This is a genomic window from Pollutimonas subterranea, from assembly GCF_002849655.1.
In the GTDB taxonomy this organism is placed as follows: Bacteria; Pseudomonadota; Gammaproteobacteria; order Burkholderiales; family Burkholderiaceae_B; genus Pollutimonas; species Pollutimonas subterranea.
In genome coordinates this window covers 203,507-215,136 of record NZ_PDNW01000004.1, presented here as the reverse complement: position 1 = coordinate 215,136, position 11,630 = coordinate 203,507, and the positions used below count along the sequence as shown (strand labels likewise).

Genomic DNA, 11,630 nt, shown 5'->3' with positions numbered 1-11,630 from the left:
TTCGATGGAGGTATTCTGATTGTCTTGTACAGGCGTATCAAGACAGCTAACATTGTGACGTCATGAGTAAACGGAATGGATATGACCTGGAAACTACCTTCACTTTCGGCCCTGAGAACGCTTGACGTAGCTGCCAAGCATCTGAGCTTCACAAAGGCGGCACTCGAATTGAACGTGACACAAAGCGCGGTCAGCAGGCAAATTCGGCAGTTGGAGGAGTACTTGGAAATTATGCTGTTTCAGCGCGTCAAGAAAAAACTGGTGTTGACCGAGTCCGGAGAAAATTACCTGCGCGAGGTACGGGTCGGATTGACGTGTATAGAGAACGCCACGGTGGACCTGCTGGCGCAAAGAAATGACAAAGGTATTCTCAATATCGCTGCTCCGCCGGTTTTCTCCGTCAAATGGCTGATTCCGCGTCTGGTTGCTTTTCATAAGTCTTACCCAGATATATTGATCACTCTCTCAAGCAGATCCAAGGAGTTTGACTTTGATGCGCAATCGATTGATGCATCGATATATTACGGTTGCGATGATTGGCCTAACGTGGTCAGTGAACCATTGCTAGGCAATGATCTTGTGCCCGTATGCGCGCCTGGCTACCTTAAGGGCAAGAGAAGGGTTGTGACGCTAAGCGACCTATCCAAACATTCACTTCTGCAGCAAACCAGGCGGCCAAATTCATGGCACGATTTTTTCGCTGATCAGGGCATTCCTGCTGCGAATGCATGGGCTGGACCGCAGTTTGAACATTTTTATATGTTATTGCAGGCCGCGATTGCAGGCTTGGGTGTTGCACTCATGCCCAGGTTCTTAATTCTTGATGACCTTGCCAGTTCCCGATTGATCGAACCTGTCGAGCATCACTTCGCTTCCCGGGACTCATATCGGTTGGTGTATCCGCCGTCCAAGCGCAACAACCCCAAGCTGGAACTTTTCAAGCGATGGCTAGTCAACGAATCGATCCATTTCAAGAAGCAGTCTGCTGCGCAATAGCGATAGCCTAAATGGGCCATAAAGAACTGGTGTATGCATTTAAGTCATGATGTTGCGACATCAAGTCATTTGATATCGGCTTCGGTAATGCTCAAAATTCGACGTTCCTCTTCTTTCCGTCGGAGCATCCCATGGTCAATGTCAATATGACGAACCCCAAACCGCTACACAACATCAAGATTGTTGACTTTTCCCGCGTGTTTGCCGGTCCGTACTGCTCCATGCTGCTAGCAGATCTGGGAGCGGAAGTCATTAAGGTGGAAGTGCCGGTGGACGGCGATCCGTTACGGCGCCAAGGCCCTCCTTTTCATCATGGAATCGGGTTGACCTTTCTGGCGGCGAATCGAAATAAGAAATCCCTTACCTTGGATTTGAAGTCGAAGGAAGGACGCGACATAGCAATCAGTTTGTGTTCACAAGCCGATGTCGTGTTGGAAAATTTCCGACCAGATGTCATGGCGCGTCTTGGACTCGATTACGCAACACTGTCTGGTCTGAATCCGGGCCTGATCTATGCTTGCATATCGGGGCTGGGTGCAGATGGCCCTGATATGCTGCAAGGAGCTTTTGATCTTACTATTCAGGCGATCGGCGGCTACATGAGCATTACTGGAGAACAGGACGGGCCTCCTATAAAGCTCGGCACCTCGGCATTCGACATGGTAACCGGCATGAATTGCCAAGCCGCGATATTGGCTGCACTTTATCAACGGACTTTCACCGGCCAAGGTCAGAAGATAGAAACAAGCTTGCTGGAAAGTGAAGTTGCCTTTCTGGCAAACGCAGCGCTGGAGTACCTGATAACTGGCCAGCAGCCCAAGAAAATGGGCTCCGAACATGCTCAGCAAGTTCCTTATAAGGCCTTCAAAGCTTCGGATGGCTGGATCGTGATTGGCGCCGCATATCAGAATCTATACGAAGCGTTTATGAGCGTTCTCGGTCGGAATGATCTGGTCTCGGATCAGCGATTTCGTACTCTGGAAAATAGAATCTGTAATCGAAAAGATCTATATATGGAAATCGATAAGGAGGTCGTTCAATACAAAATCGCCGACCTGATGTCGGAGTTGAACAAGGCGAAAGTTCCTTGCTCTCCCGTCAACAATATTGAACAGGTATTTTCGCATAGACAAGTGCTACACAGGAATATGCACTCCAGCGTGTCGCACGAGATGTATGGGCTGCTTCCGCAAGTCGGTCCAGCGGTGAAGTATTCGGCTTTTGATGTTGGTGCTGGCTGGCAAGCACCTCCCTTGCTGGGGGAGCAGAGTGCGGAAATCCTTACTGAATGGTTGAACATGACAGAGGCCGAAATCGACTCATTGAGATCTCGGCAGGTCATTTGATGACGTAAGATACGAACGTGGCAAACAGCTTGCGAGGTCAATTACATTGCCTCGCAAGCCCGATTACACTCACCCCGAGTTTCGCAGTCCCGCCGCAACCCCGTTGATGGTCATATGGATGGCGCGTTGGGTGCGGCTTTCGCCGTCGTCGCGGCCCCGCTTTGGGCGCTCCGAGCGGTGGCGCCGCAGCAATTCGACTTGCAGATGATTAAGCGGATCGATGTACGCGAAGCGCTCTCCTAATGCGGCCTTGAGCAAGGTGTCCTCGGCGAGCAATTCATGCTGGGCGATGTGCTCAAACATCTCGAGCGTCAACGCGAACTCCTGTTCGATACGGCCGAAAATGCTGTCGCGCAGTTTCTTGTCGGGCACCAGGTCCGCATAGCGCCTGGCTATGCCTAGGTCGGTCTTGGCCAGCACCTGCTCCATATTGGACAGCAAAGTCCTGAAAAAAGGCCAGACCTGCGCCATTTGCCGCAATTGTGCCAGTCTCTCGTCGGCGGTGGCCGGGCTCGCATTACTGCCCTTGTCGATGTAGGTTTGCAAGGCCGTGCCGACGCCATACCAGCCGGTCAGCATCACGCGGCATTGCGCCCACGAAAAACCCCATGGAATGGCACGCAGGTCTTCGATCTTCTGACTGGCCTTCCTGGACGCCGGCCGCGACCCGATATTCAGGCCCGCGATCTCCAGGATAGGCGTGGATGCGAAAAAATAGTCATTGAAGCCGGGGGTCTGGTAGACCAGGTCGCGATAGCTTTGCTGCGCGACATCGGACATGAACTCCAGAATTGCGCCGAAATGCGCCATATTGTCGTCTTCGGTCTTGGACGCCGACGAATTGGGGGCCAGGCTGGCCTCCAGGGTTGCCGCGACAAAGGTCTCAAGATGCCAGCGTCCCACTTCGGGATCTTTGTATTTGGTCTGTATGACTTCGCCCTGTTCGGTCAGCCGTATCTGGCCATTGACGGTACCGGGTGGTTGGGCCAGGATGGCGTCGAAACTGGATCCGCCGCCGCGGCCCACCGAGCCGCCCCGGCCGTGAAACAGGCGCAGCCGTATTTTTCTTTGCTTGAAGACGCGTACGAGTTGGCGTTCGGCGCGATACAAGGCCCAGTTCGAGGTCAGGTAGCCGCCGTCCTTATTGCTGTCGGAGTAGCCCAGCATGACTTCCTGTATGCCGTCCTGGGCGTAGCGCACGCGCGCGGCGACTTCAGGAATGTCCAGCCAGTCGGCCATGATGTCGGAGCCGCGCATCAAGTCGGGAATGGTTTCGAACAGTGGTACGACCATCAGGCCGTCGCGCGGCTTGTGGCCGGCGCTGCCGGGTTCCGGTGAAATCAGCCCGGTTTCCTGCTGCAGGACCAGTACCTCCAGCAAATCGCTAAGTGTCTCGGTATGCGATACGATGGCTTGCCGGATGGCGTCCTTGCCATATGTCCGGCGTATGGTGGCCGCCGTACGCAGGATGGCCAGTTCTTTTTCGGTCTCGGCCGTATAGGAAATCCAGGGGGATACCAGGGGCCTGACCTGCTGCAATTCCTCGCGCAGCAGCGCGTTGCGGTCCTCTTCGGGCAAGGCGGCGTAATCGACGACTTTGCCCTTCCATTGCACGCCGGCCGCCTGGAATAACTCGGTCAGTACACGCTCGTGCACGTCCGAGCTTTGCCGCAGGTCAACCGTGGCCAGATGAAAGCCGAAAATACTGACAGCCTGAATCAGGCCTGACAGGCGCATGGCCGCGATGAGCGATCCATGGTGCTGGTGCAGCGAGTCGGCGACGATCTGCAAGTCCGCCTGAAAAGCCTGTGGATCGGGATAGGATGGTGCCGGATAGGTAGGACGCAACGCGAGCTGGCGGCCCGTAAGGGCCACCGCGGTGGCCGCCATCCTGGCATATATGTGAATGAAGGCGCGCCGGTAAGGCTCATCGAGGCGGTGCGGCGATGGATCCTGGCTGGCGTTCGATAGCCCCAGCAGTTGCGGACTGGCCGTACCCAGGGACTGCGAAATGGATATCTCGGTGCCCAGATCCTTGATCTCGACGAGATAGTGCTGCAGGGCACGCGTGGATTGCCTCAGCAGAGCCTGCTCCAGTGTGGAGGCATCGACATTGGGATTGCCGTCGCGGTCGCCGCCGATCCAGCTGCCCATTTTCAGGAAGGCCGGCAGTGGCGCTGTGTCGATGTCGAACACAGTGCGTCCGGGTCGGCGTAGCCGGGTAGAGAGATCCTGGTAAATGCGCGGAATCGTCGTCAGGAACGTGCTGGTGTAGTAAGTCAGGGCATTGTCTATTTCATCGAGCACAGTCAGTTTCTGCTTGCGCAACATGCGGGTCTGCCACAGCGCCGCAACCAGCCCCGCGAGGCGTTGATCGGTGAGCAACTTTTCGGATGGCGTCAGCGTGGCGCCGCTGTTGGCAAGCTGACGTGCTATTTCGCGGTGCAGGTCCAGGGTGCTCTTGCGCTGGACTTCAGTGGGGTGTGCGGTCAGCACGGGCACAATGCACGCATCTTCAAGATAACGCAGCACCTTGCGGCTGCCTATGCCGTTTTCCTTAAGCAGATCCAGTGCATGTTGCAGGCTGCCGCGCGCTGGCGTGGCGCCGTGCAACTCCTGTTCGCGCTGGCGACGATTCTGGTCGCGATCCTCGGCGATATTGGAGAGGTGCAAAAAATAACTGAAGGCGCGGGCGACGGAGTTGGCTTCGCCGTCGGCGAGCCTGCTTATCTGCCGCTCCAGGATTTTGCTATCGACTTCATTGCCTTCACGGCGGAATTTGACCGCGGCGCGGCGCAACTTTTCGATGACGTCGTAAATCGCCTTGCCTTCGCACTCCTTGACCACGTCGCCCAGCGTTTTCCCCAGCAGCCGGATGTCGCTGCGCAGAGGGGAGGATTCCATGTTTGATGAAGCTGTCTGTTTCACTAAGTCTCCTGTTGCTATCGTTATGGCCGGGGCATTACATGCCGCGCAATGGTTGCCCCGATCAGTTTCCGGGAATGGTCTTTCCTTCTGGCCACCAGAGTACGGTCTGCCGGCCGTCGCGTTGCTCTTCGGACGTCTTCAATTCGAGCAGCTTGCTGGGCTTGCAGGGGCCGCCCGTGCATACGCCGGTGTCGGGCGTAAACGTGGCGCCGTGACGCGCGCACATCAGTTGGTCCCCCGCACGGGTGAATATGCTGCCCTCCCAATCCAGCTCCGAACCCATGTGAGGGCAGCGGTTCAGGTAGCCGTGTACCTGCCCCTTATAGCGGACAAAGAAAGCGGTGCCGGCTTCGTTGTTGTGTGTGACGGGTAGTTTCCGGGCGAGGTCTCCATCACGGAGTTCGATTGAAGGGCAGACTTCTACGGCGGGTGAGCTCATGGCGGGGCAAGCAAAGATGTGGACATGCCCAACAATATAGTGCAATTCTGTCGGCTTACAGGCCTCCCGCGCATTGCACCACCGTGCCGGTTATATACGACGCGGCCGGCGAGAGCAGCCACACCACGGTTTCAGCCACCTCTTCGGGCTTCGCGAGCCGCCCCATGGGGATCCTGGGTGCAATGCGTTCGGGTCGGCCGGGTTCGCCGGCAGCCGCATGGATTTCGGTAAGCGTTGAGCCTGGCGCCACGCCGCAGACACGGATTCCGCTGACGGCCACCTCGCGTGCCAGGCCCAAGGTAAAGGTTTCGACGGCCGCCTTGCTGGCCGCGTAGTGGATGTATTCGCCGGGACTGCCGCTGCGGGCGGCGACCGACGAGACGTTGACAATGACACCCTTTGTGCCGTGCCGGGCGAAGCTGGCCAGTGCCGCGCGCGAACACTGTATGGTGCCGAACACATTGACCTGGAATACGTGTTCTATCGTGGCGTCGGTGGTGTTTGAAAAGGGGCCGATAGGCCCCGTGATGCCCGTATTGTTGACCAGCGCCGTCAAGGGGCCCAGCGCTTCTTCGGCCAATTGAAACAGGCGGGGTATGTCGTGGGGGATGCCGACATCGCCCTGTATGGCGACGGCTCGCCGGCCCTGTTGCTGGATGGCTTCTACGACGCCTTGCGCAGCGGCTTCGTCCTTGACGTAGTTGACCGCCACATCGAAGCCGTTACGCGCGGCCGCGATGGCGGTTGCCGCGCCTATGCCACGGCTTGCGCCGGTAATGAGTACGGTGTTGTTAGGTGGCGCCATGATGTCTCCCGGTTGACTGTTTCCGGGGACATTATGCGGTAATGCCGCCGATTTGGCACCACCGTTGCCGGCCTAGAATTTGTAGGTCAGCCCCGCGCTGACGCTGCGCCCATTGCCAGGCAGGTAGCCGGGTGCGTTTGCCGAGGGTGGCGTGGCCCGGATGACGAAGCTGCTGGCGTATTGCCTGTCGGTCAGGTTGTCGCCGGCCAGCCATGCGCTCCAGTGCTTGTCGTGTTCGTAAGCGACCTTGAAGCCGAGCAGGGCGTAGGAGTCTTGCTGTGTGCCTTCCAGGTTCAAATGGTTGGTCTGGGTCTCGGTTGGCATCCAGCGCAGGTTGGGCCCGAAACGCAGGCCACCGATGCGGTACATGAGCTCGGCGCTGATGAGATGGCGTGGTACACCGGCGATCTGATTGCCGTTGAAGTTGCCGCCGCGGAAGCGGAAGTCGCTGAAGGTATATGCCAGGCGGTAATCAAAAGCGCCGGCACCGGGGGCGGGCAGCGAGCCGTTCAAGCCGGCCTCAATGCCTTGATGGCGGGTGCGATCGGTATAGTTGATGGTGGTGCTGGGCCCATAACCCGAGCCGTCCGTGAAGCTCATCAGTTCGTCCTTGACGTCGCTGCGGTACAGGGTCAAGGACCAGTTTGTCGCATAGGCGCCATCATCAAGCTGGCCATCGGCGCCGATTTCGTAGGTAATGGCCCTTTGCAGGTCAAGCTTGTTCATGCCGCTGCTGCCGATGATCTCCCAATAGGTGGGCGCCTCGTTGCTGCGGCTGACATTGGCGAACAGGCGCAGGGTATCGCTGGGTTTCCAGATCACACCCAGCTTGGGGCTCGCATAGGACCAGTCCTGGTCCAGGCTTTGGCCGCCCGCCTTGTTCTTCGCGTCGCGCACCGCCTGCGTATATTTCAGGTCGCCCACCACGCTCCATTGCGGCGCGACATGCCATTGCAGTCCGACCAGTGCGCTGCGGTTTTCAGCCTGCAGGTCATAGTTTCGTGTCGAGCCCGGAACCCGGGCGCCGGACATGGGATTCATGTTGTACAAATCGCGGTCCATATCGCTGCGGGCCCAGTCCAGGGCCATGCGGTAGTCCACGGTGTTCCATTTGCCGCCCAGCTGCCATTGGGCGCCGTAAGTGTTGCTGTCCGTGCGGGTAGAGCCCGAGGGTTCCGTAAAGGTATCGTCAGTGTTTTGCCAATAGACGCCCAGGGTTTGGTTGAAGTCTTCGGTTCCCCAGTAGGTACGGTTGGCCAGGCGTATCTGTTCTGTCTTGCGGTGAGGGTCGGTGTTGTAGACGTTGGGGGCGTCGCCGGGGCGATCGCCCATGACCTGGCGCGGATCCTGATACACGCGGTCCTTGGGTACGACGGTGGGGATATCGAAGTCCAGATCGGTGTACGAGAGGTAGGTACGGTTCTCGAAATTATCGCCGCGTACGCCGACATTTCCCTGGATGCTGGTCCTTTCGGAGTCGGAATGGTGGCGGTAGCCTTCTGCCTTGTCATGGCTGATGCTCAGGCGCCCGTCCAGCTGGTCTCCCTGGAATCCCTTGGCGCCGTGCAGGCCCAGGCGCCCAAAACTGCCGCCCTCTACGCTGAGAACGTCATTCTGCGTACCGGTGAAGGACTGGAAATCCATTTCGCCACCCAGCGTGGTCGCGCTCGCCGACAGGGCATTGGCGCCGCGAAGCACACTGATCAGGCGCGCGTTGCGAGGCTCGAGCAGGCCGATGACAAACGACCCGTCGGCTTCATTCAGGGGCAGGCCGTCCTGCATGAGCAGCACCCCGCGGTTTACCGGATTGCTTTGCACTCCTGAGCCGCGGATGTTCAGGCGAGGCTGGTCGATGCCGCCGAAGAAGTCCTGGACAACGATGCCGGGCTGGTAGTCCAGCGCATCGCGCAACGTGACCAGGCGCACTTCTTTCTGGGGTTCGATCAGGTTGGTGCCGCCCGCCACGCGCGCGAGCCTGGCTTGTTCTTTCTTTACGCTGGGCTCCAGGGGCGAGGCGTCGGTCTGGCCGGAGACCACGACCGGCGCCAGGGTGGTGACTTGTTCGGCATGGGCGGCGGGTAGCCAAAGTGCGAACAAGGCTGCGCTGAGTGCAAGGCGCGGAAACATCGGGTTAGCAGGCATAGTGTTTTCTCGTTTTTAGGGGGTATGAGTTACCAGTGCAGGTAGAACATGGCTTTGGCCAGCAATACGATGCCGACCATATGACAGAAGACGCTGAGGTGAATGCGCTGGAAATGGATGGTGCGCAGCTTGCCCTTGCGGCGCAGGGTCATGGCGGTGATGAAGTGGCCGAACACGCTAAGGGTCAGGGCGATCTTCACGGTCAGCAACAAGCCGAAGCTGCTGTCGAAGGGATGAGCCAGTGCGGCGCGATGGTGCCAGGCCATGCCGATGCCGGCGCTGTACAGCACAAGCAGTACCCAGGGCATCAGGGCACGGGCGCGTGTACCGATGGCGATTTCCAGGGTGCGCATCGTTTCGCGCGGTACATGCTTGCGGATATTTTCGAGGATCAGCACTTCGAAGAACACCGTGCCAACGAACATGATGGCCGCAAACAGATGGATGGTTAAGAGTACCGAGTAGCTCACGCGACTGTCCTTTTGGTTTGGTCCGGCCCTGGCGTTTCGTGCCGCAGCAGCGTCTGGTGCAGGATGTGGGCGGCCGCCTCGCGGGACCGGCCGTTTGTGGAATTTTCGAAGTCGAACGACTGGAGCTGGCCTCCCTCGATGAGTACGCAGCGGTCGACCATTTCGACGAGCTCATGGGGGTGGTGGCTGATGCAAAGCAGGGCCGCGCCGGTGTCCTTCACACACTCGGTGCACAGCCGGCTCAGGGCGGCACGCAGGGCAGGGTCGAGCGCGCTGAAGGGCTCATCCAGCAATAGGAGGTCAGGCTGCAAGGCAAAGGCGCGTGCCAGCGCGGCGCGCTGTGCCATGCCGCCGGAGAGCTCGCCGGGCCAAGCTTTGCCGGCATCCGGCAGATCGACGCGCTCCAGCCAATGCGTCGCGCGCAAGCGGGCTTCGTTCTTAGGAACACCGGAGGCCCGCAGTGGAATTTCGATGTTGTCCTGAATACTGCGCCATGGCAGCAGGCGTGGCTCCTGGAAGACGAGCAGTGGGTGACGATAGCTGTTCAGGCAGTGCCCACTGTTCGGTTTCAACAGCCCGGCGGCAAGCTTCAGCAGCGTGCTTTTTCCTGCTCCGCTGGACCCCAGCACGCCCACGCGCGCGCCTGGTTCCAGGCGAAAGTCGATGGCGTCCAGGATTTTCGTTCTTCCGAAGCTGAGTGTTACCTGTTTGAGCTCAAGCATGTTCTTTCCGCGGCTCTTGCCATTGTGTGAGACGCCGTTGCAAAGGCTGCAGCAGCAGGAATTCCAGCGCGGCGACCAGCCCGAGGATAAGAATGACCCATGCGTAGAGTTCGCCGCTGTCGAACGTGCTGCGGGCATTAGCCAGCGCGAAGCCGGCTCCGCTTTCCGCACCCAGGACTTCGGCCATGACGACCAGGCGTACGCCGCCGCAAGTGGCAATAAGCAGGGCAGCAGTCAGGGGCGCGGCCAGCGCGGGCAGATACAAGTGCCGCAGCCGCATCCATGCGCCATAGCGGTATACGTGTGTCATTTCGACGAGAGAGCGGTCGACCAATTGCATGCCCTTGACGGTGTTCACGTACATGCCCGGTGCCATCATGAGGACCGTGATGAAGATGACCATGGAGGAACCCAGGCCGAACCACAGCATGGCAAGCACCACGACGACCACGGGCGGCATGGCCATGAGTAGCCAGCGCAGGGGCTCGAGCAGTCCGCGCAGTTTGGCGTTGTGGCCGGCCAACACGCCGAAGGCGAAGCCGATGGCGCACCCCGTGCCGACCCCTAGCGCGATGCGCGTAAGGCTGGCGTTGGCGTTCTGCCAGAACGTCGTGCTGTTGACCAACACGCCCAGGGCACGCAACGCCTGGGCCGGCGTGGCCATGAGCAAAGGTCCCAGGTATTGGGCGGAGATCTGCCAGCCCGCGAGTATCAACAGGACGCCAAGCGCGGACCAGCCCCGGGAGGTGCGTTCCGGTTTACGTAGATTGGAAAGAATCACGGTCCGTAGAAGCCTGCGTCGGGCAGACGACCTCCGATGGCTTGCGGATTTTGCTTGCCCAGCATTTGATACAGGGCTTCTAGCTGCGGACGGATGCTATTGGCGGGCCGGCTGTCCAGGCGGGTGACCTTGATGGCGCTTTCAATGGCTGGAACCGGCAAGTGGGGGATATGGCGATGAACCAGCTTGGCGCATTCCAGTGCATTGCCGGAGCACCATGCGGCGGAGTGGGCATAGGCCTGTTCGACCGCGCGGCTAAGGCCCAGGTCGCCCGCCAAGTGTGAATTCACCATGATGCCGGCCTGCGGCAGCTCGGCCTCGGCAGGAAAGCTTTTTTTCCATGCGGCTTCCAGGCTTTGAACCCGATACAAGGGCGTGCCGCCTTGCTGTTCGTTGCGCGATAGCAGCAGCGAGGCCGTGGGTTCGACCAGGAGCACATGCTGACCTTGGCCCGTGAGCATCAGCGCAATGGCGTCCTGGGAGTCGCGCGTACGGCGCAGGCTTGGCGCCTGGTCCGGCGCGAAAGACTGGGCATCAAGCAGGGTGTCGAGCAGTACGGCGGGAAGGTCGCGCTGGAAGGGAACCAGCAGTTCTTTACCCGCCAGATCGGAAAAGTTCTGGACGGTGGGGTCGCGGCTGACCAGCCACAGTATGCCCCAGACCGATATGTTCAGCAGCCGCACGGGATCCCCGCGATTGGCCATGAGGGCGGGGAGGTTGCTGGGTGCCGCGCTGAAATCGATATCTTTTTTGGCCAGTAGCACCCTTAGTTGGTCGGGGCTTTGCCACAGGCGGAACTCGAGCTTGTCGGTGTATTGACTGAGTGCCTGTGTTTCAACCATGTGCAGGAGCGGGAAGGTGACGACGGCGGTGGGACCCGCCAAAGTGAGCTTTTCGTATGGGGCGGCGTGTGCCGGCAGCGTGGCGGCAGCCACGCAGAACACAATCGACGTCAGGGCTTTCGCTGACATGACTGCGTACTTACCTACATTAAACATAAT

At 59.1% G+C, this 11,630-nt stretch carries 10 protein-coding genes; 2 read left to right on the top strand and 8 right to left on the bottom strand.

Translation table 11 applies throughout. The annotated features are described in order from the left end of the window. Positions 1-81 precede the first annotated feature (81 nt). Together gcvA and CR159_RS06885 are read left to right on the top strand one after the other, a co-directional pair. Positions 82-996 (top strand): transcriptional regulator GcvA, encoded by a 915-nt coding sequence (gene gcvA, locus CR159_RS06890; RefSeq protein ID WP_102073370.1) that lies wholly within the window; start codon positions 82-84, stop codon positions 994-996. 131 nt (positions 997-1,127) lie between these two features. Further along, on the top strand, positions 1,128-2,342 hold the full coding sequence (locus tag CR159_RS06885; RefSeq protein ID WP_233208205.1) for a CaiB/BaiF CoA transferase family protein: 1,215 nt from the start codon (positions 1,128-1,130) through the stop codon (positions 2,340-2,342). A gap of 69 nt (positions 2,343-2,411) precedes the next feature. On the opposite strand, the gene ppc is transcribed toward CR159_RS06885, so the two are convergent. The 8 genes from ppc to CR159_RS06845 all read right to left on the bottom strand — a co-directional run bounded on the left by ppc (position 2,412) and on the right by CR159_RS06845 (position 11,600). Then, on the bottom strand, positions 2,412-5,246 hold the full coding sequence (gene ppc / locus CR159_RS06880) for a phosphoenolpyruvate carboxylase (protein ID WP_143705451.1): 2,835 nt from the start codon (positions 5,244-5,246) through the stop codon (positions 2,412-2,414). An 85-nt stretch (positions 5,247-5,331) separates the two neighbouring features. Beyond that, a complete protein-coding gene (locus CR159_RS06875; protein WP_102073261.1) occupies positions 5,332-5,709 on the bottom strand; it encodes a Rieske (2Fe-2S) protein in 378 nt (125 codons plus the stop codon). Positions 5,710-5,764: 55 nt separating this feature from the next. Continuing rightward, positions 5,765-6,514 (bottom strand): SDR family oxidoreductase, encoded by a 750-nt coding sequence (locus tag CR159_RS06870; protein ID WP_102073260.1) that lies wholly within the window; start codon positions 6,512-6,514, stop codon positions 5,765-5,767. Positions 6,515-6,586: 72 nt separating this feature from the next. Next, positions 6,587-8,656 carry a TonB-dependent receptor family protein gene (locus CR159_RS06865; protein ID WP_102073259.1) on the bottom strand — a complete coding sequence of 690 codons (2,070 nt, stop codon included), beginning with the start codon at positions 8,654-8,656 and terminating at the stop codon, positions 6,587-6,589. Positions 8,657-8,685: 29 nt separating this feature from the next. Beyond that, positions 8,686-9,126, bottom strand: a complete 441-nt coding sequence (locus CR159_RS06860; protein WP_102073258.1) for a CopD family copper resistance protein — start codon at positions 9,124-9,126, stop codon at positions 8,686-8,688. Further along, positions 9,123-9,848: an ATP-binding cassette domain-containing protein gene (locus CR159_RS06855; protein WP_102073257.1), complete on the bottom strand. Its 726-nt coding sequence runs from the start codon at positions 9,846-9,848 to the stop codon at positions 9,123-9,125. The genes CR159_RS06860 and CR159_RS06855 overlap by 4 nt, the downstream gene beginning before the upstream one ends. Further along, complete coding sequence (locus CR159_RS06850) at positions 9,841-10,629, bottom strand: ABC transporter permease (RefSeq protein ID WP_233208204.1); 789 nt, start codon at positions 10,627-10,629, stop codon at positions 9,841-9,843. Before CR159_RS06850 ends, CR159_RS06855 begins: the two co-directional genes overlap by 8 nt. Continuing rightward, the gene (locus CR159_RS06845; protein ID WP_233208203.1) at positions 10,626-11,600 is read right to left on the bottom strand and encodes a substrate-binding domain-containing protein; all 975 of its coding nucleotides are present in this window, start codon (positions 11,598-11,600) and stop codon (positions 10,626-10,628) included. Before CR159_RS06845 ends, CR159_RS06850 begins: the two co-directional genes overlap by 4 nt. Positions 11,601-11,630 lie beyond the last annotated feature (30 nt).